General features: G+C 58.3%; 18 protein-coding genes. 7 read left to right on the plus strand and 11 right to left on the minus strand.

The features are described from left to right. Positions 1 to 161: 161 nt before the first annotated feature. The 4 genes from H4317_RS12310 (at position 162) to H4317_RS12325 (ending at position 5,031) form a co-directional block, all read left to right on the plus strand. The gene (locus H4317_RS12310; protein WP_185886895.1) at positions 162 to 935 is read left to right on the plus strand and encodes a DUF1573 domain-containing protein; all 774 of its coding nucleotides are present in this window, start codon (positions 162 to 164) and stop codon (positions 933 to 935) included. Between the two features lie 214 nt (positions 936 to 1,149). After that, positions 1,150 to 2,277 (plus strand): alanine dehydrogenase, encoded by a 1,128-nt coding sequence (gene ald / locus H4317_RS12315; RefSeq protein ID WP_185886896.1) that lies wholly within the window; start codon positions 1,150 to 1,152, stop codon positions 2,275 to 2,277. Positions 2,278 to 2,438: 161 nt separating this feature from the next. Then, complete coding sequence (locus H4317_RS12320) at positions 2,439 to 3,038, plus strand: SMI1/KNR4 family protein (protein ID WP_185886897.1); 600 nt, start codon at positions 2,439 to 2,441, stop codon at positions 3,036 to 3,038. A 76-nt stretch (positions 3,039 to 3,114) separates the two neighbouring features. After that, entirely contained in the window at positions 3,115 to 5,031 is a 1,917-nt protein-coding gene (locus H4317_RS12325; protein WP_185886898.1) for an LTA synthase family protein, read from the plus strand. 25 nt (positions 5,032 to 5,056) lie between these two features. Here H4317_RS12325 and H4317_RS12330 read toward each other — a convergent pair whose 3' ends face one another. The 3 genes from H4317_RS12330 to H4317_RS12340 all read right to left on the minus strand — a co-directional run bounded on the left by H4317_RS12330 (position 5,057) and on the right by H4317_RS12340 (position 7,889). Continuing rightward, on the minus strand, positions 5,057 to 5,458 hold the full coding sequence (locus H4317_RS12330) for a response regulator (RefSeq protein ID WP_185886899.1): 402 nt from the start codon (positions 5,456 to 5,458) through the stop codon (positions 5,057 to 5,059). Positions 5,459 to 5,462: 4 nt separating this feature from the next. Continuing rightward, positions 5,463 to 7,313, minus strand: a complete 1,851-nt coding sequence (locus H4317_RS12335; protein ID WP_185886900.1) for a PAS domain-containing sensor histidine kinase — start codon at positions 7,311 to 7,313, stop codon at positions 5,463 to 5,465. A 159-nt stretch (positions 7,314 to 7,472) separates the two neighbouring features. Then, a complete protein-coding gene (locus tag H4317_RS12340) occupies positions 7,473 to 7,889 on the minus strand; it encodes a type I restriction enzyme HsdR N-terminal domain-containing protein (RefSeq protein ID WP_349772176.1) in 417 nt (138 codons plus the stop codon). A 252-nt stretch (positions 7,890 to 8,141) separates the two neighbouring features. Between H4317_RS12340 and H4317_RS12345 the strand changes: the two genes are divergently transcribed. The 3 genes from H4317_RS12345 to H4317_RS12355 all read left to right on the plus strand — a co-directional run bounded on the left by H4317_RS12345 (position 8,142) and on the right by H4317_RS12355 (position 11,214). Further along, positions 8,142 to 8,915: an AMP nucleosidase gene (locus tag H4317_RS12345; RefSeq protein ID WP_185886902.1), complete on the plus strand. Its 774-nt coding sequence runs from the start codon at positions 8,142 to 8,144 to the stop codon at positions 8,913 to 8,915. 158 nt (positions 8,916 to 9,073) lie between these two features. Beyond that, the gene (locus H4317_RS12350; protein ID WP_185886903.1) at positions 9,074 to 9,508 is read left to right on the plus strand and encodes a hypothetical protein; all 435 of its coding nucleotides are present in this window, start codon (positions 9,074 to 9,076) and stop codon (positions 9,506 to 9,508) included. A gap of 50 nt (positions 9,509 to 9,558) precedes the next feature. Next, positions 9,559 to 11,214 carry an amidohydrolase gene (locus H4317_RS12355; protein ID WP_185886904.1) on the plus strand — a complete coding sequence of 552 codons (1,656 nt, stop codon included), beginning with the start codon at positions 9,559 to 9,561 and terminating at the stop codon, positions 11,212 to 11,214. 86 nt (positions 11,215 to 11,300) lie between these two features. Here the strand turns inward: H4317_RS12355 and H4317_RS12360 are convergent, their stop codons facing one another. The 8 genes from H4317_RS12360 to H4317_RS12395 form a co-directional block, all read right to left on the minus strand. Next, complete coding sequence (locus tag H4317_RS12360) at positions 11,301 to 11,810, minus strand: DinB family protein (protein WP_185886905.1); 510 nt, start codon at positions 11,808 to 11,810, stop codon at positions 11,301 to 11,303. Between the two features lie 96 nt (positions 11,811 to 11,906). Further along, the gene (locus tag H4317_RS12365) at positions 11,907 to 13,352 is read right to left on the minus strand and encodes an MFS transporter (protein WP_185886906.1); all 1,446 of its coding nucleotides are present in this window, start codon (positions 13,350 to 13,352) and stop codon (positions 11,907 to 11,909) included. A 94-nt stretch (positions 13,353 to 13,446) separates the two neighbouring features. Continuing rightward, complete coding sequence (locus H4317_RS12370; RefSeq protein WP_221899156.1) at positions 13,447 to 14,016, minus strand: nucleotidyltransferase family protein; 570 nt, start codon at positions 14,014 to 14,016, stop codon at positions 13,447 to 13,449. A 50-nt stretch (positions 14,017 to 14,066) separates the two neighbouring features. Continuing rightward, positions 14,067 to 15,257 (minus strand): XdhC family protein, encoded by a 1,191-nt coding sequence (locus H4317_RS12375; protein WP_185886907.1) that lies wholly within the window; start codon positions 15,255 to 15,257, stop codon positions 14,067 to 14,069. 131 nt (positions 15,258 to 15,388) lie between these two features. After that, the gene (locus H4317_RS12380) at positions 15,389 to 17,728 is read right to left on the minus strand and encodes a xanthine dehydrogenase family protein molybdopterin-binding subunit (protein ID WP_185886908.1); all 2,340 of its coding nucleotides are present in this window, start codon (positions 17,726 to 17,728) and stop codon (positions 15,389 to 15,391) included. A gap of 76 nt (positions 17,729 to 17,804) precedes the next feature. Further along, on the minus strand, positions 17,805 to 18,788 hold the full coding sequence (locus H4317_RS12385; protein ID WP_185886909.1) for an FAD binding domain-containing protein: 984 nt from the start codon (positions 18,786 to 18,788) through the stop codon (positions 17,805 to 17,807). Positions 18,789 to 18,792: 4 nt separating this feature from the next. After that, positions 18,793 to 19,434, minus strand: coding sequence for a (2Fe-2S)-binding protein (locus tag H4317_RS12390; RefSeq protein ID WP_185886910.1), 642 nt, complete (start codon positions 19,432 to 19,434; stop codon positions 18,793 to 18,795). A 273-nt stretch (positions 19,435 to 19,707) separates the two neighbouring features. Continuing rightward, positions 19,708 to 19,944 carry a hypothetical protein gene (locus H4317_RS12395; RefSeq protein ID WP_185886911.1) on the minus strand — a complete coding sequence of 79 codons (237 nt, stop codon included), beginning with the start codon at positions 19,942 to 19,944 and terminating at the stop codon, positions 19,708 to 19,710. Positions 19,945 to 20,095 lie beyond the last annotated feature (151 nt).

Consider the following 20,095-nt stretch of genomic DNA (forward strand, 5'->3'; position numbering starts at 1 on the left):
GCGCCAATGCTTACGGTGCCGGAGCGTTTTTGTATATCTTTGGGGAGGCATGCCATAGTGCGACATTTTTGCCTCGTGTTATGTTTGCCCTTGCGGCTTCTGCACCGGCCGGTACCTTCCTACTCAACGAAACACAAAGCACCCACTTTGTGCCCCATCTTATGAAACACCTTGCCTCCCTCCTGCTCCTTACCCTGCTGGCTTTCGGTAGCCGCGCCCAGGGCGTAATGACCTTCGAAAAGGACGCGCATGACTTCGGCAAAGTGCCGGAAGGCACCATGGCGACGCACGAGTTCAAATTCAAGAACACCGGCAACCAGCCCATCATGATTGCCAATGTGCAGGCTTCATGCGGCTGCACTACGCCCGACTGGACTAAGACGCCGGTATTGCCAGGTAAGTCGGGCATCATCAAGGCTATGTACAGCAGCGCGGGCCGCCCGGGTATCTTCTCCAAAACCGTGACCGTAACCAGCAATGCTAGCACCCCCAGTGCGGTGCTCACCATCAAAGGCGACGTCGTATCGAAGTCAGAAGCCAAGGAGGCACTGACGCCTGCACAGCTGGCACAGTCGCCACGGCTGATGCTGGACCGCACCACCCACGATTTTGGCAAGATGGAATCGGGGCAGCAGGTGGTGGCCAAGTTCACGGTGAAGAACACAGGCAAACAGCCACTGGAACTGGGCATGATTACGTCGGCCTGCAACTGCGTCGGGTATAAGTCGGTGCCGCCTACTATTCAGCCGGGTAAGAGTGCTGTAATAGAGCTTCTGTATGCTCAGCGCCAGACCGGCCAGATGGCCGATGTGGCCACGCTGACATCCAATGATTTGAACGGCGACGTAAAAATCACGCTGAAAGCCAACATTGTGCGCGACCTGAACGGCGGCAGCATGGTGAAGGAAAGTGGTGCTGTGGTGCCGTTCAAGTAGCGCATTGCTTAGCTTAGACCGGCTGATTGGCTTGTCTGAAACGTTTCCTGCTAACACGATACCCGAGCCCCTGGCGTCTGTATGGATGCCAGGGGCTCGGTGCATTATAAAATTTGGCGTATTGCCGGCAAGCAGTGGCAGGCTTCGTGCACAATGCCAGCGGCGGTGCCTATCTTTGTGGCCTTATTCCACCCATTTACCCTCACGTTCTGCCATGATCATCGGCGTACCGAAAGAAATCAAGAACAACGAAAACCGCGTAGGTCTGACTCCTGCCGGTGTAGCTGAATTCCGCAAGCATGGCCACGACGTGTACGTGCAAGCCACCGCCGGCCTCGGCAGCGGCTTCTCGGACGCCGAGTATGAGCAGGCTGGCGCCACGGTTTTGCCGACCATCGAGGATGTGTACGCCAAGGCCGAGATGATTGTGAAGGTGAAGGAGCCCATTGCCTCGGAGTATCCCCTCATCAAGGAGAATCAACTGCTGTTCACGTATTTCCACTTTGCCTCGGGTGAGGAGCTGACCCACGCCATGATTGAGCGTAAGGCAGTTTGCCTGGCTTACGAAACGGTGGAGCTGCCCTCACGCGCGCTGCCCCTGCTCATCCCGATGAGTGAAGTAGCTGGCCGTATGGCCCCGCAGGAAGGTGCCAAGTACCTGGAGAAGCCGCTGAAAGGCCGTGGTATTCTGCTGGGTGGTGTGCCCGGCGTTAAGCCTGCAGAAGTGCTGGTGCTGGGTGCTGGTATCGTGGGTACGCAGGCTGCCAAAATTGCGGCCGGCCTGGGCGCCAAAGTAACCGTAATGGACATCAGCCTGAACCGCCTGCGCGAGCTGGACGACTTCATGCCCAAGAACGTGGTAACGCAGTACTCCAACGAGTACAACATCCGCGAAGCCATCAAAACCGCCGACCTCATCATTGGCGCCGTGCTGATTCCGGGTGCCAAAGCCCCGCACCTCATCACGCGCGACATGCTGAAGACCATGCGTGCCGGCACGGTGCTCGTGGACGTAGCGGTGGACCAGGGTGGCTGTATTGAAACCTGCCGCCCCACCACGCACGAAGACCCAACTTTCATTATCGACGACATCGTGCATTACTGCGTGGCCAACATGCCGGGCGCAGTACCCTACACGTCTACACTAGCCCTGACCAACGCCACGCTGCCTTATGCGGTGAAGCTGGCTAACCTGGGCTGGCAGGAAGCCTGCCGCCGCGACGAGGCCCTGCGCCTCGGCCTGAACGTGGTGCACGGCAAAGTGGTGTACAAAGGCGTAGCCGACGCTTGGGGGCTGCCACTGGAAACCGTAGAATCCGTAATGGAAGAAGCTGTTGCTTAACTAGTAATTGAGAAGTAGCAAGTAAGAATTGGGCGTTCTGGCAGCATGTTGGCTGTTAGGGCGCTCAATTTTTCTTTACTATCCGAATTCCGGCTGTCGTGCCGGTACACACTGAATCGGCAGGCAGCCACTTGCTCCTTCCTGATCTTATTAACTCCCACATGAAAGGCATTCTATACAAAGGCAGTGAACTGACGGATCTGGTGAGTTTCGCGCGCCTCCCTTCCTACCTGCAAGCCTTTTTGCGCGAACAAAACGGTATAGTGGCTTACTTTGGCGGGCTGCACATCCGGGGCTGCGTTTCTGATCTAAGCTGGCACTCTCTGGCGGAAGCATGGCAGGGCGAGCAGGCGTTCTGGCGCACGTATGCTATAGTGCAGGAAACCGATATTCCGTTTGCTCAGGATTGCGCCGGCAACCAGTTTCTGCTGCGTGGTGATGCCGTGCTATGGCTGGACACGGAAACCGGCGAGCTGGCCGACCTGGAAGTGGATTTCAAGCACTTTCTATTCGGGGCCGAAAAGTTTCCGGTAGATGCACTGGGAATGGAGCCGCTGCGAGCCTTCCAGCAAAATGGTGGTGTGCTGCGGCCAGGCCAGTTGCTAAGCGTTTACCCGCCTTTCTGCATGGCCACCGATGGGCAGCAAACGCCCAGCTTTAAGGCAATAGGTGCCACTGAGAGGCTGGCTTGGCTAGCCGATTTCTACCGCCAGATTAAGGATTTGCCAGATGGACAGTCCATCAGTCTGAAACCGCTGTAAGCTGTAGCGTCCTTCACTCTTCCGCCGCTAGCCGGCCTGTTCAGGGCAGGCGGGCAGCACTGATTTCTCGTTTTGTATGCCTGCTGAGTTTCTGTGGTTGCTGCTACGCCGTCTGGCCCTGTTAATGGGGGCTTACCTATTGCTGCGCCTTGGATTCTACGTAGCCAACGCCAGCATTTTTCAGGAAGCGGAACTCACTGCCCTGCTGCTGGCCTTCTGGCACGGCTTCCGCTTCGACATGTCGGCGCTGTTGCTGCTGAATGTGCCGGTTATTGTGCTGTCGTTGGTGCCGAGCCGCGGGCAAGTATGGCAGCGGATGCTGCGGGCGGTATGGCTGCTACTCAATGGGTTCGGGGTGGCCCTTAACCTGATTGATACGGAATACTTCCGCTTCATTGGGCGGCGCACCAGCAACGAACTGGTTACTATCGGGGATGATGTGCGGCGGCAGGCCGGACAGCTACTGCTCAACTACTGGTATCTGCTGATTCCGTTTGGGCTGCTGCTGCTGGCACTGTGGCGGCTGTATCCACTGCCCAAGCCCTTGCCCGCGCCAACTGGCCCACTACCAGCAGCCAAAAGCCGTACAACTATTGCGCTGATTTTTGGGGCGCAGTTGGTACTGCTGGCCGGGCTGGTGGTGCTGGGTATTCGGGGTGGGCTGCAGCTAAAGCCGTTGCGCACCGGGCACGCATTCGGGCAGCAGCCGGCCGTGCTGGGCCACTTGGCCCTCAACAGCACCTTCACATTCCTGAAAAGTATTGATGCCCAAACGATAGAGCGCAAAACGTATTTCCGCTCTCCTGCTGAGTTGCGCCAGGCCCTGGCAGCCCGCCCTCTGCCACCAGCGGCTGCCCCACCCACCGCTGATAACGTGGTGATTCTGCTACTGGAAAGCTTTGCATCGGAATACACGGGGGTTGAAAACAGCGGCCAAACCGGCTACACGCCGTTTTTCGATTCGTTGGCGACGCACGGCGGCGTGCTGTTTCGTGAGCATTATGCCAATGGCCGCCGCTCCATTGAGGCCCTGCCCGCCACACTGGCCGGCTTGCCCGGCTTGATGGACAATTCGTTCATTACTTCCAGCTTCCAGACCAATGAGCTGCATGGGCTTGGTGAACTGCTGGGCCAGCGCGGCTATGCTACATCTGTTTTTCACGGCGCCCAAAACGGCACTATGGGCTTCAATACCTTTTCCGGTATTGCGGGAATACAGCAGTATTATGGTCTGGACGAGTACCCAGGTGGCGCAAAGAGCCCCGATTATGACGGCCACTGGGGTGTTTTCGATGAGCCTTACCTGCAGTATTTCAACCGGGAACTTAGCCGAAAGAAGGAACCATTTTTCAGCACTGTATTCACGCTAAGCGCCCACGAGCCATTTACGCTACCAGGCGAATACAAAGGAAAATTTCCGGCTGGCACCCTGCCTATCCAGCCCACTATTGCCTACACCGATTATGCGTTGCGGCGCTTTTTTGCGGCAGCTGCCCGCCAGCCCTGGTACCGCCGCACGTTGTTTGTGCTACTCGCCGACCACACTTCCCAGAGCGACAATCCGGCCTACCTCAACACACTGGGCGCTTACAAAACGCCGCTTCTGCTTTTTCATCCTGGCCGAACCTTGCCCGCCGCCAACGTGCACCGCATTACTCAGCAAGCCGACGTACCAGCTACGGTGCTGGATGTGCTGGATGTACCCGTGCCAGCGTCTCGCTTATTGCCTTTCGGCTACTCAGCTTTTGATGCCGGAACCATGGGGCGGGCTCTTTTCCTGAGCGGCGGCAGCTATTTTCTGGTGCATGCTGACTTTGTAACGGAACTGACCGCCGACAATAAAGTCCGGTTGTATCCTTATCAGACGCACTTTATTCCGGCCAAACCGCTGCTCAACCCCGATCCGCAGAAGCTGCAGCAATACGGCAATGAGCTGAAAGCCTGCGTGCAGTTCTTCACCGCTGGGCTACTCGACAACACGCTCTACCGCTGAGCCAGCCGGTTTGTGTGGCGCTGTTCTACCCTTCCTGCTCCTGCAGCCGTGCCTGGATGGCCTTTATTTCTTCCGAATCAATGGGCTTGTGGATCAAACCGGCAACCAGCTCATATTGCTTCGCCTTTTCCATGTCCGAAAGTGCCAGCGACGAGGTGAGAATGTAGATCTGGCAGCGCCCCTGCAATTCGTCGGTGTAGGGTGCTAGCGCCTCCAAAAACTGCCAGCCGTTCATCACGGGCATATTCAAATCCAGAAAAACTACTTGCGGCACCGTCTTCTCCTTGTTCTGGACCAGCTGCTGCAACGCCTGAGTAGCCGAAACAAACGTGCAGATCAAGTTTGAAAACCCTTCGGCCCGCAACAGCTGCTCTGTAAGGTAGATGCTGAGTGAATCGTCGTCAATTAAGTAGGTTTCAATTCGCATAACGCTAGAACTCTAGGGTGAAGTGGGTTCCGACCCCCACTTTGCTCTGAACGCTAATACGGCCGTTCATGGATTCTACATGGGATTTCACTAAAAATAATCCGATACCCCGGCCCGGCTTGTCGGGATGGAAGCGGCGGTAGAGCTGGAAGACGTCTTCCCCTTCCTTCTCCTGGTCGAATCCGGAGCCGTTATCCCATACATCTATCGTCACACGCTCATCGGCAGTTGCAGAAGCCTCGATGGTAATCTGCAGCGGACGCGCATCAGACCGGTATTTGATGGCATTGGAAATCAGGTTGTGGAAAATACTGTGGAAATACGCCCGGCTTCCCTGCACATGCAGTTGCTCGGCAATGCTGCAGTGCAACTGGCCGCCGCACTGACGGAGCTGCTTCTCTAGGCCAGTCAAGGCCTGCTGGCATACGGCCGCTATTGCCACTGGCTCTGGCCGGTAGCTGCCCTGCTGGTCGCGAATAGCCAGAATTCCGTTGACATCGGCCAGCACCCCATCCAACAGTTGGATGCTGGTGCGCAGGTGGTTCAGTGACTCGTCGAATACCGGCGACGCTTTATCAACTCGCAGAAGCAGGTTGCTGTAGCCAAGCGCATTCGCCAGTGGTGCCCGCAGGTTATGCGACACGATGTAGGCAAACTGTTGCAGGTCGGCATTTTGCTTGCCCAGCCTGTCGGCCAGCAGCTGTTGTTTCTCCTCCGCTTCCTTGCGAGCCGTGATATCCTGCATTGCGCCAATCATCCGGACCGGATAGCCATGCTCGTCGCGTAGGATATAGCCCCGGTCGAATACGACTGCCCAGGAGCCGTCAGCACGGAGAAACTTGTACTCCTGTTGCCAGAATGTATTAGCGGTATTGAAGGCCGTTTGCACCAGACCCGCCACTACCCGCTGGTGTTCCGCTTCTTCTACGGCATCAGCCCACGTGCTGAATGGGGTCGGATTTTGCTTTAGCTCATAGCCAAACAACGTATTAAAGCCCTCCCCCCAAAACAGCGTGTTGGCGGCCACGTTCCAATCATAAAGAGCATCAGTGGTAGCCCTGAGAGCATACTGAAACCGTTCGTTACTGGTCTGCAGGTCTGCTTCTACTTCCTTCTGCGCAGTCAGGTCGTGCACAATTCCTACCAGTTGGCAGCAGGTGCCATCCGATTCCAGCACGGGCGTTATGCTTACTTCGGCCGTTTTGCGTCCGTTCGGGTAATCTGATACCTCCTGCCAAACCACGCTTTTCATGGTGCGCAGCGCCGTATTATAGTGCTCTAGCACCATGCTAAGCGAAGGCTCAGGAATAATTTCCGAGACCAAGCTCCCCACTACCCGAGCCGCCGGAACACCCGTCGTTTGCTCGAATGCCTTGTTCACAAACATAAACCGAAACTGCCCGTCTTCTTCCCGCCGCAGCACAAACGTCACGTCAGCAATGTTATCGAAGATGACTGACAGATGCTTTTCGCGCTCCAGCAACAAGGAATTTGTGGACGATGCCAGTTCCTTCCTGACCAACCCATAGACTCCTGCAGCTTGCCCTTCAGCGGCAGGCAAAGGCAGCAGCGTCAGCGTAACCGGGAATGGCTGGCCCTGCACTAGCAGTTGCGCTTCATGTGCCACTACTTCGCCGGCCGCCGCGCGGCGCAGGTGTTGGCGCATGGCGTCAGCTTCCGATGAAACCATGAACTCCATGAGCAATTGTCCGGCTAGGTGCGCAGCGGGCTGCTGGAGCAAGCTGGCGAACCCGGCTGTCAGTTGAAGCAACCGGCCATTTACATCTAACCTGAATGCGGCTTCCGCACTGTGCTCAAATGCTGTACTATCCAGCGGCGTGCCTGCATCTATCATAGTCGGTCGGAAGCAAAACAATTCGTCTCACGCTGGCAGCTTCCCGTCTATTGGTCTTTTGCTCATGCAGCAGAAGCGGCAGCAACTGTAATAAAGCAGAAGTATACTCGAGAGGTTATAAAGAAAGTAAATTACCGCAACTCATTCAGTATAAGCCTCTCAATTTGATAGCAGGTTATTTCCGGCCGACCCGACATAGTGCGGCACTTCGGGCAGCCGCTCGTTGGTACGCTGCTCGAAATTCACGCGCCAGCAGAAATGATGCAGGCCATTGGTCAGCAGTAGCAGCGGAGCACCAATGGTCTGGTTGTAGGTGGCAGCCTGCATAGCCACTGCGGCCGTGATGGGCACTGTGGGGCGCTTGCATTCCACTAGCAGCAGCGGGAGGCCACTAGCATCCAGCGCAACCAAATCGGTGCGCTTCTGGCGCTGGTTGTAGCGGTGCCCCTGCTCCAGACTCAGCAGGCCTTTGGGGTAGCCGCGGTGGTTGATGAGGTAATGCACCACGTGCTGGCGTACCCATTCTTCGGGTGTCAGTACCACATGCTTGCGGCGCAGTACATCCCATATCAGCAAATTTTCGCTGGATTGTGTAACTTTGTATTCGAAAGGCGGCAGGTTCAACTCTTGCATCACCTCCAAAGGTACGGTCCCCGAACTTCGGTTCCCGCTTTTCCCCTCCGTACCGTCACATCCTCTTTCCAAGGATCTGACGGTTTTTTTGTACCCGCTTGGGTGCCCGGCCAGGGCAGCAGATATTGAGTTTCTTCTGCCCAAAGCCCTACTTTTCTCATTCATTCACTCGTTTAGTCATTTCCCGAATTGCCTATGAAATCCAAATCTGACATTGTAGAAAACTGGTTGCCCCGCTACACTGGTGTACCGCTGAAAGAGTTCGGACAGTATATTCTGCTGACCAACTTTATCAACTATGTACACATGTTCGCCGAGCAGTTTGGCGTAGAGGTGCGCGGCCTCGACAAACCGATGCAGACGGCTACCGCCAACGGCATTACCATCATCAACTTTGGCATGGGCTCGCCTATGGCCGCTACCGTCATGGACCTGCTATCGGCTGTGAAGCCTAAGGCGGCGCTGTTTCTGGGTAAGTGCGGCGGCCTGAAGAACAAAACCAAGCTCGGTGACCTGATTCTGCCCATCGCCGCTATTCGGGGCGAGGGTACGTCGGATGACTATCTGCCAGCCGAAATTCCTGCGCTGCCCTCGTTCCGCCTGCAGCGTGCGGTAAGCAGTATGATCAAGAAGCACGAGAAAGACTACTGGACCGGCACGGTGTATACCACCAACCGCCGCGTGTGGGAGCACGACGAAAATTTCAAAGAGTATCTGCGCCAGATCCGGGCCATGGCCGTGGACATGGAGACGGCCACTATTTTCACAGTCGGCTTCGTGAATGAGATTCCGCATGGCGCGTTGCTGCTCGTCAGTGACAACCCCATGACGCCTGAAGGGGTGAAAACCGCCGAAAGCGACAAAAAGGTGACGGCCGATTACGTAACGGCACACCTACAGATTGGTATTGACTCGCTGCTGGAACTGAAAAACTCCGGCGAATCGGTGAAGCACATGCGCTTCGAGTAGCAAAACTGCCGGCCGAAAGCTAGCTTGCACGGTATGCAGGCACCCTCTGTCCCCAGTGCCTCACCCGATGGCGCTGGGGATTTTTTGGCAGAAACGGCCCGCAGCCGTGCGGTTCGGGCTCTTGCCAATCTGTGTATCAGACCTTAACTGCAACTTCTATGACTTCATTTTCTACTCCCTATCTGGATATTACTTACCGGCCTGAACAGCACGTGCTGCTGGGGCGTTGGCTGCGCGCAGTAATGCCTTTTGAGCTGCAACAGGGGTACGCCGCACTCCTGGAAGCAGCTGCCGAGCATAACTGCCGCTTCTGGCTGCTCGATATCAGGCGGCGCGTTGGGGTTGATTCGTCGGATGTATTCTGGATTATGGAAGAGTTTTTTCCGAAGCTGCAGCCCCGCTTGGGCCGCACCACGTACCTGGCCTTCCTGATGTCGCCACACCATTTGGCCGGCGTACTCGCCAACGCCACTATCCCCTCGCTCACCTACTTCGATACCCTGCCCTATCAGCTGCAACGCTTCACGGACGAGTCTACTGCGCTGGAATGGCTGCAGCATTGCTACCAGCAGGATACGGTAGCTACCCAATAACCCCGGAATAGTAGAGGTAGGATGCGGAATGCCGTGTGTACTTTCGCCCCATGATTCTGTTCCGTCTCCGTCTGCTGGCTCTGCTGCTGCTGCCAGTTCTGCTCAACAGCTGCCAGTCCCGCTCCGCAGCTGACCTGATTGTGTACAACGCCACCGTCTACACCGTCGATTCGACTTTCAGTAAGGCGCAGGCCTTTGCTGTGCAGAATGGCAGGTTTGTGGCGGTAGGAACCGCCGAGGAAATTCGGGGCCGGTACCAGGCCAAGCAGGAAGTGGACGCGCAGGGCCAGTTCATCTATCCTGGTTTCTACGATGCGCACTGCCACTTCTACCGCTATGCCCTGGGCCTGCGCGACGCCAACCTAGTAGGTACCGGCTCGTGGCAGGAAGTGGTGCGGAAGCTGCAGGAACAGCGCCGGCAGTATCCGCAGGCCGCTTGGCTTACGGGCCGTGGCTGGGACCAGAATGACTGGCCTGGCAAGCAGTTTCCTACGAAAGACACACTGGACGCACTGTTCCCGAACATACCCGTTTTCATTATCCGGGTAGATGGCCATGCCGCTCTTGTCAACCAGAAGGCGCTGGATTTGGCTGGTGTTACGGCCCGCACACCTATTAGCGGGGGCACCATCACCGTAGGTGCGGGCGGAAGACTCACCGGCCTGCTCGTAGACAATGCCGTGAAGCTAGTATCAAGCAAGATTCCGGCTGCCACGCCGGCAGAGGCGGAAGCCGCATTGCTCGAAGCTCAGCAAAACTGCCTGGCCGTGGGCCTCACCAGCCTTGCCGATGCAGGCTTGGACAAGTCTGACATCGACCAGATGCAGGCGCTGCAGAAGACCGGCAAGCTCAAGCTGCGTCTGTATGCCATGCTCAACCCAACCAAGGCCAACCGGGACTTTTACCTTAAAAACGGGCCGGTCTTTACGGATCAACTCACTGTCAACTCGTTCAAAGTATACGCCGATGGGGCTCTTGGTTCTCGCGGAGCCTGTCTGGTGCATCCGTATTCCGACCGGCCTAAAGAAACCGGGTTCCTGCTTTCTACTGAGAAGGAGTTTCGGGCCCTCGCGCAGGAAATTGCGGCCAGCAAGTTCCAGATGAACACCCACGCCATCGGCGACTCAGCGAACCGCATCATTCTGAACATCTACGGCGAGGCGCTGCAGGGCCAGCAGGACCGGCGCTGGCGCATCGAGCATGCCCAAGTTGTGACGCCGGCCGACATGCCGAAGTTCGGGCAATTCGGCATAGTGCCTTCGGTGCAGCCCACGCACGCTACGTCGGATATGTACTGGGCCGGCGAGCGGCTAGGCGCGGACCGCCTGAAAACGGCGTATGCCTACGAAGCACTGCGCAAGCAGTATGGCCAAGTGGCTATCGGCAGCGACTTTCCGGTGGAAGATATTAATCCGTTGTTCGGCTATCATTCGGCTGTAGCGCGGCAGGATGCCAAGAACTACCCCAGCGGCGGATTTCAGATGGAAAATGCCCTGAGCCGCCCCAATGCCCTCCGCGGCATGACCACCTGGGCGGCTCACGCAGCCTTCGAAGACAAGCAGAAAGGCAGCATCCGTCCCGGTATGGCCGCCGACTTCGTTGTACTCAACACTGACCTACTAGAGGCCCCCAAGGAAGAGCTGCGCACTGCAAAAGTGCAACAGACATGGATTGCCGGGGAGCGGGTATTTTCAGCCAAACCGTAGCACAGACTATTTGTAGAAGCAAAAGAGCCAGCCGTTGTGTAACGGCTGGCTCTTTTGCTTTTTCCTAAGACCTTCTCACCTACCTTCTATTTCTCGTCGGCGGAGGGGCCGTAGAGGCCGGGCACGGGAATGTCGAGCAGGCGTAAATAGACGGTAAGCTGGCCGCGGTGATGAATGCTGTGGTTGAGGCCCATGAGACGGATGGCGGTGCCTTTTGGACGGTCAAAAATCACCTGTTCGCCCCGGTGCAGCTTAAAATTGTGGGTCAGCGTCTCGTCGTCGGTGGCTTGCAGTTCCTTCTGTAGCGTAGCGCTGTAGTCGTCGAAGCGCGCCAGCAGTTCTTCTTTGCTCGTGGGCGTGGGGCCGGGTTTAGGCGCATTGGGGTCGAGGAAGTCGCGCGAGTCGTGGGTGACGAACAGCGTCTTGAAAGCAAGCAGATTAACAACGTGCGTTGCCAGCTGCCACAGCGTCATGCTCTTGGGGTGCGGGCGGTACTCGGCCTGCTCGAAGGGTACTCGCTCAAGCACTTTGCGGGTGCCAGCCAGCTCAACATGGAGCTCCGCCAAGATATTTTGCTGCAGGGAAGAGGTGTGCATTTGGGTGAGTGTAAGCGGGAATAAACCGGAGGAAAAACAAACGAGCATCGGGGCTTTCCCGATGCTCGTGCAATAAGCAAAAACTGTTCGTATTGTTCAGGAAGCCGGCATTCCTACGTTAGGCGTGGCAGGTGGCGGCGCCATTATCTCAGCGTCGTCGGTTTGCACCTCGCGCAGTTTCTTGCCGCGCAATTGGAGCAGAAAAATCAGCCCCAGGATGAAGAACACAATCAGGGCGAGGATGCTGTAGCGCATGTTGCCGCCCATCAGCTGCGAAATACCGCCAAATACCACCAGCCCTACCACGATGCCTACTTTCTCTGTGACGTCGAAGAAGCTGAAGTATGCGGCCGAGTTGTGTGTGTTCTCGGGAATAATCTTGGAGTACGTGGAGCGCGACAGGCTTTGTACCGCCCCCATTGTGAGGCCAATAACAGCAGCCAACGCGTAGAAACTCCACCCGGCCTGCACAAAATAGCCGGCCACGCAGATCAGCATCCAGATGAACACGGCCCAACTCAGCGCCCGGGTGTTGCCGATACGCTCCGACAGTTTGGCAAACAGATAAGCGCCCAAAATCCCGACAATCTGAAGCAGTAAAATGGTGATAATGAGCGAGGTACTATCCAGCTTGAGTTCTTCGGAGCCGAACAGTGTGGCCACATACATCACTGTCTGCACCCCCATATTGTAGGTGAAATACGCCAGTAGAAACCGTTTGAGGTTGGGCTGCTTTTTGGTTTCTTCCCATACTTTGGCCAGCTCACGGAAGCCGTTGAGCAGCCAGCCCGATTCGGAAGCAGCGCCGGCTGGCCGGCCGGGGTCGGCGGGCAGCGTGAAGAAGGGAATCTGGGCAAAGCCGGCCCACCAGATACCCGTGAGCAGGAAGCTGTACCGAGTGGCTTCGCCGGTACTCAGCCCAAACATGGGCGTGCCCGACAGCGTGGGGCCCTGTATCAGGATCAGGCATAGCACCAGCAGCACCACCGAACCGATATAGCCCATGGAAAAGCCCCGCGCCGACAAAGAATCGAACTTCTCCTCCGAGGAAATATCCGGCAGGTAGGAGTTGTAGAAAACGATGGAGCCGGAAAAGCCGATGGTCGCCATGATAAACACAAATACGCTCAGCGTAAACGTGCTCGGCTCAAAGAAATACAGCCCGGCACAAGAAGCGGCTCCGAGGTAGCAGAACACCTGCAGAAACAGCTTTTTCCGGCCCGAGAAGTCGGCCAATGAGGTGAGGAGCGGGCTGATGAGGGCAATAATCAGGAAAGCAGCCGAAACGGAGTAGTTCTGCAACGACGTGCCCGGCACGTGCATTCCCAGAAACTCAACCGGGGTTTTGCCACTGTCCGTGTTGGTGACTTCCTTCACCATCGAACTCCAGTAGATGGGAAAAATACTGGATGTAATAACCAGCGGATACACCGAATTCGCCCAGTCGTAGAACGTCCAGCCGGTCGTGATGCGCTTGTTATCCTTGGGAATATGGTAAAGGTCGGCTGCGGGAGCAGCCGGGGCGGCGGAAACGTCGCTCATAAGGACAAGGGTTGAAGAAGGGTGCGAGCAAGATAACGGGAATTCCCCGCCGCAGTTGTCGGGTGGTATACGCTAACCCGTTGCTTTCTGACGGCTACTTCGGCCACCTGCTTCTCTCCGCCAGCAACGCAGCATACTGCGCTTCTGTGTCTACATCCATTTCCCCACCCGGGAAGGGCACGGTAGTTACCAGTTCCGGGTGCTGCTTCAGGAGTTGGCCAGCTCCTGCGGCGTCTGGCAAGTGGCGGAGCAGCGGCAATACTTCAGCCCCAAACAATACAGGCACGCCCCGCACGCCACCATACTCGCTGGCCACAATGGGCTGGCCGGTGGTAGCATGTGCTTCGGCTAGGTGCTGAAGCAGCGCAGGCGTCACGAGAGGCTGGTCACAGAGCATCACCGTAACGGAGCTGAGAGCTGAAGATTGCGCCTCCAGTGCCTTCAAACCAGTTTTCAATGACGCGCCCATACCCCGCTCCCACTCTGGGCACCACGCCACACGTACGGGCAGACCAGCCAACTCCAGTAGCAACTCTGTATGCAGCGCCCCCGTCACCACTACTACCGGCAGGCTGCCCGCAGCCGCCACAGCAGTTTCAGCCGCCCGGCGCAACAAAGTTTGTCCCTGGTAGACCAGTAGTTGCTTAGGCCGACCAAGGCGCATAGATGCCCCCGCAGCGAGAAGTACAATAGCCCTGGGCATCAGTTGCGTTGTCACAAGTCGCACACGGCATCTACACGGCCTTCTGCTACCAGTGGCGCATCGGCGCGCAACGGCGGATGAATGGGTAGCGGCGAGTCGCGGAGGAAGCCAGCGGGCCGGCCAGTCAGCACGGCCTGTATTTCAGCTACGATGGACAGCGCAATTTCCTCGGGTGTTTCAGCTCCCAAATTTAGGCCGATGGGGCTGTGGATACGACCCTGCAGCTGCTCAGCAGCATCTGGAAAGGTTTTGCGTAGGTCGTCCAGGAGCCGTTCGTATTTCTTGCGCGGGCCCAGCAGGCCAATATATCGAGCCGAGGCAGCAGGCAGCAAGTGCTGCAACACGGCTAAATCGTAGTAATAGTTATGCGTCATCAGCAGGGCAAAGCTGCCATCATACGGTTCCTGCGGTATTTGGGCCAGTGGCAGCACTCGCACCGCGTCGGCATCGGGAAAGCGGGTAGGCTGCGCCTGAGCCGGGCGGCCATCTACGACCTGCACCCGCCAACCAAGGCCCGCAGCCAGGCGCACCAGAGGCTGCACATCGTTGCCGGCCCCGTATACTGTAAGGCGCACGGGAGGCCGCAGAATTTCCAGGCTCACACGCACGGCACCAGCACCAGCGGCATAGTGCCGGGTAGCCGGCTGGCCGGCTGCCAGCGCCGCGTGAGCATCGGCCAGAATGGAGGCGTACAAGTCGGCGGCCTCGGGCAGCGTACCCTGCGTGTTGCTGTCACTAGTGAGCAAGAGCCTCTGCCCTACCTCCACCTTGCCTTCTGAGCCGGCAGCACTGAATACAGTAGCTACCACGGCCGGGGCCTCTACCCCATTGGCCCAGCGGCGCAACAGCTCTACCGGGTTATTATAATCCTGAAAATCTAGCGGCTCCAGCAAAATCTGGACGATACCCTGGCAGCCCAGCGCGGCCCCAAACTGCAAGTCATCATCGGGGTCAGTAGAGTCGTAGGTGACGACTGTGGGACGGCCCTGCCGGATGGTTCGGCGGGCGCGCTGGCGGGCATCCCCTTCGAGGCAGCCGCCACTGATGGCGCCGGTCAACTGGCCTTCGTCGGTTACGAGCATACGGGCTCCGGGGCGGCGGTAGGCGGAGCCCGCCACATCCACCACCGACGCTAGAGCGCAGGCGCGTCCGGCAGCCCGGTGTTCATCATAAGCCTGTAGCAGGCGCTGTAGTTCGGTCATTGTAAAGTAAAATACGGGGCAGTGAATCGCAGAGTTAAGCAAGGCCGGCCCTTGTAGACAAAACGCAGAATACTAGCCATCCACCAACGAACAGCCTTTTTCCTCTGCCCTGCCCGAAATAGCAGCTATGGTTATGCTTGCACTGCTTTCGTCGCCAGTATCTTATCCGGCGTGATGGGCAAACTGCGCACCCGCTTGCCGGTTGCATGGAACACGGCATTAGCCACGGCCGCCGCTACACCTACCATCGAAATTTCGCCGATGCCTTTCACCCCCATGGCATTGATATACGGGTCTTTCTCGTCGATAAATTCCACTGTCATGTCCGGAATATCCGCGTTGACGGGAATGTGGTAGTCGGCCAGGGAGGCATTGGTGTAGCGGGAGAAGTTCTGGTCGCGGTGAGTGGCTTCCATCAGAGCGCTGCCAATACCAAAGATGCTCCCCCCGATAATCTGGGAGCGGGCGGTTTTGGCGTTGAGGATGCGGCCCGCGCCGTGCACACTTACCCAACGCGTAACGCGCACGGTACCCAACTCAGGGTCAACTTTCACCTCGCAGAAATGTGCTCCAAACGAATGCATAGAATGGTCGCCGGCCTCGTCCTTTTTGCTGGGGTCGGCGTTGGCGGCAGCCTGGGCATCTTCGTAGCCGCTGCCGTATAGGCCCTGCCCATTTCCTTCGATGTCACTTATTTCGGCGCGCTTCATGATGGCCGCAAAATCTTCTCCCTTCTGCGGATTGGCTTTCAGTTGCAGCCGTCCTTTTTCCACTGCTACTTCGGTCGGCTTGGCCTTGTAGAGAGGCGACTTTTTGTCCAGCACCGCCAGCTTAATCAGCTTTTGCCACACGTCCTGCGCAGCCATGTACACCGACGATGATACCGTGCCGGCCGCCACCGAGCCCCCCGAGTTGGGAGCCGTAGGCAGCTTGGTGTCGCCCAGCTCGAAGCGTACTTTCTCCACGGGCAGAAATAGCGCATCGGCCGCTACTTGCGTCATGACGGTGTAGGTGCCGGTACCTAAGTCTGTAGCACCCGACTGCACCACAGCGTGGCCGTCGGCGTAGAGGCGGGCGCGGGCCGTACCCTGCGAGTTATGGACGGGGTAGCTAGCCGTTGCCATGCCCCAGCCCACCAGCAAACGACCGTCGCGGGTGGCACCGGCTTTGAGGTTGCGCTTGCTCCAGCCAAACAGCTCAGCCCCACGGGCGTAGCACTGTTTCAGGCTCTTGCTGCTCCAGGCCTGGCCGGTGCTAGGGTCTTTTTCGGCGTAGTTCCGCAGCCGAATTTCCAGCGGATCAATGCCCAATTGGTAGGCCAGATCGTCCATCGAGCACTCCAGCGCAAACGAGCCAGGAGCCTCGCCGGGGGCCCGCGTGAAAGTAGAGGTCATTACGTTGGCGCGGGCCAGCTGGTAGCTCGCCTCGAAATTCTCACACGCGTACAGCAGATTGATAATCTTGCTATTGGGCTCGGCATAATTGTCCCAGGGCGACGTGGTAGAGGTCTTTTCGTGGATTAGGGCCGTCAGTTTACCGTCTTTGGTAGCGCCAACTTTCAGGGTTTGGGTCTGGTCTTCGCGGTGGCCCATACTAGTGAACATCTGGGGCCGCGTGAGAGCCAGTTTCACCGGCCGGCCTACCGCTTTGGCGGCCTGCACCGTCAGAATAGTATGCGGCCAGGTAGAACCCTTGCAGCCAAAACCGCCCCCCAAATACTTGGTCACCACACGCACCTGCTCCGCCGAGAGGCCCAGCATGGCACTCAGCGCCTTCTGCGTCCGCGACACCCCCTGCGTAGATTCGTACACCGTCAGGCGGTCGGCCGCCTCCCAATGCGCCGTGGTAGAGCCGGGCTCCATCGGGCTGTGGTGATTAATAGCGTGGTCGTATTTGTGAGTGAGCTGGATAGCAGCAGACGCAAAGGCCGCCTGCGGATTGCCGCGTACCGTGTGGCCCTTGGTTTTACCGTCTTGTATCTTTTCGGGGTCGAACAGCTGCGCTTTGGGGTCCTCGTAAGAGGCAATAGGCGTTTCAGCCGCTATCTGCACCTTCAGCAAGGAAGCAGCATACTGAGCCCGCTCCAACGTATCGGCCACTACCACTGCCACTGGCTGTCCGGCATAATGAACCTGGTCGGAGGTGAGTGGCAGGAAGCCCATGGGTGCACCAATAGCCTTTTTTCCCTCGGGGTCGTTGGGCGTTTTAGCCAGTTTGGGCAGATTCTGGTGGGTGAGGATGGCCACCACGCCGGGCTGTTTCATTGCGGCGCTGGTATCGAAGCCGGTAATGCGCCCCTTGGCCACGTCGCTGGTTTTGAGCACAGCATGCACCAAACCCGGCAATTGGTTGAATTCCGCGGAGTATTTTGCCTGGCCCGTGACTTTCGCCCGGCCGTCGACACGGTCTAGCGGCTGGCCTACGATGCCAGCTTTAGGGTTAGTTTCAAAGAAATTCGGTTCGATATCCATCTGGGAGGGTATGTCTTGATACGGATAGAAGGCCTATTGCTCTTTATCGAAGTGCACAAGGGCCCGGAACTACTGGCTAGCCAGCGAGCTGCTGCAGAGCACGCACGAGTGTGTTCTGGGCCAGCTCGACCTTGAAGCGGTTCTGCTCCCGGGGCCGTGCCCCCTGCAGCGCCGCCGCCGCCGCCGCCCGGAACGTAGCCTCCGTGGCCGGCGCCCCGGTCAATACCGTTTCGGCTTCGCGGCTGCGCCAGGGCTGCGCGCCCACGCCGCCCAGCGCCACGCGGGCCGAGCGGATGGTGCCCGACTGCACATCCAGACCCACCGCGGCCGAGGCCAAAGCGTAGGCGTAGCTGCTGCGCTCACGCACTTTCAGGTAGGTGGAGCGCTGCGCATGCGCGGCCGTCGGAATCGTGACGGCCACAATCAGTTCCCCGGGCTCGAGCACCGTTTCCTTGTGCGGCGTCGTGCCCGGCAACAGATAAAACGCCGTGACGGGCACGCGGCGCTGCTTGCCTTTCTGGTTTTCCAGCGTCAGCACGGCATCCAACGCGGCCAGCGCCACCGACAGGTCGCCGGGGTAGGCGGTGGCAATGCACGAGTCACTTACGCCCAGGATAGCTAGGTTGTGGTTATCCCCCGTCAGGGCCGGGCAGCCGGAGCCGGCCACACGCTTGTTGCAGGGAAAGGCCGCGTCGCGGAAGTAGCCGCAGCGGGTGCGCTGCAGGATGTTGCCCCCGATACTGGCCATGTTGCGCAGCTGCGGGGAGGCCGCCAGCAACAGGGACTGCGACACGGCCGGAAACTGCTGCACGACCAGCGGGTGCTCGCCCACCGTGCTCATGCGTTCCAGGGCCCCGATGCGCAGGCCGTCTGTGGTTAGCTCAATGCCCGTGAACGGGAGGCGGGTGATGTCGATCAGCTGCGGGGGTTCCTGCAGGTGGGCCTTCATCAAATCCAGCAGCGTGGTGCCGCCGGCAATGTAGGCCGCCGTGGGCGTGTCCTTGCGCAGGGCCGTGGCTTCTTTGGCCGTGGCCGGCTGGGTATAGCTGAAATCGTTCATGGCGTTAGCCTTGGGCAGAGTGAGCGGCCACGTCGCGCACGGCGGCCAGAATGTTGGGGTAGGCGCCGCAGCGGCACAGGTTGCCGCTCATCCACTCGCGGGCCTGGTCGTCGGTGGTGGCGTGGCCTTCGCTCACGCAGGCCACGGCGGACAGAATCTGGCCCGGCGTGCAGTAGCCGCACTGAAAGCCGTCGTGCTTGATAAAGGCCGCCTGCATGGGGTGCAGCTCGTCGCCCGTGGCCAGGCCCTCAATGGTGGTGATTTCTTTGCCTTGCTGCATCACGGCCAGCGCCAGGCAGGAATTGATGCGCTGGCCCTCTACCAGCACGGTGCAGGCCCCGCACTGGCCCTGGTCGCAGCCCTTTTTGGTACCCGTCAGGTCCAGCCGCTCCCGCAGCGCATCCAGCAGCGTCACCCGGGGCTCCACCCGTAGCAGGCGGGCCTGGCCGTTGACGCGCAGGGTGATGTCGGTGGCGCCCTGAATATTGTTGGAGAAAGCCGTCAGCCGCTCGGCCTGCGCTACCAGCGGCGGGGCCAGGGCCAGGCCCAGCAGCCCGCCGGCCTGTTTCATAAACGAGCGGCGCGTACCGTCCTCAGGATGCGGCGGCATGCCCTCCGGAGTACCGGGAGAAGAAACTGTTGACATATAGAAAACCAGATAGATGAAAATCCCACACCACGCACCGACTCCTGTTTCCAATAACCATTCGCAGCCGGCCAGGTTGCCCTAGGCGGAGCATAAAATATTGGCATAGCGGCAGGCGGCAGCACCCGTGCCGCTTGTACGGCCCGTACCCGGCATAGTTGAAGCAGGACACACCTAATTCTACGGCAGAGCGAGCAAGCACAGTAAGTCCCGCACTACCTAGCTCCTGCCGGCGCAGGTGGCCGCTTTGCTGGCCTACTCCCCCGAATCCAACTAGTGGTGATGCGCCGCTTCCGACTCTTCCATAGAAGAGCCTTCGGCCTGCGTGGCAAACCAGCGCAGAATATCTTCGGCGTCGTAGGGGTTTCCCTGCACTAGGTAGTGAACGGCGGCCTGCTTCCAGTTGGCCAGGCTTTCGGGCTGGTAGCGGCGGTTTTGTACCCGGTCGGGGTGGTTGGCAAGCCACTGCTCTACCAGAGCCTGGGCTTCTCTTTCGGTATACGGTTCCATAGCAGACCTAACTAAGTGAACATGGGCCGGCCTGACAGCCAGCTAACCTTCCGTACTGTAGGTTAATATACGTTTTTCGCTACTTATTCCCGAGGCCATATCGGAAGCCCAACAGCAATTCCGGATTATGAATACAGCAAATTTGTAGTAG

The organism is Hymenobacter sediminicola, assembly GCF_014250515.1.
GTDB classification, from domain to species: domain Bacteria; phylum Bacteroidota; class Bacteroidia; order Cytophagales; family Hymenobacteraceae; genus Hymenobacter; species Hymenobacter sediminicola.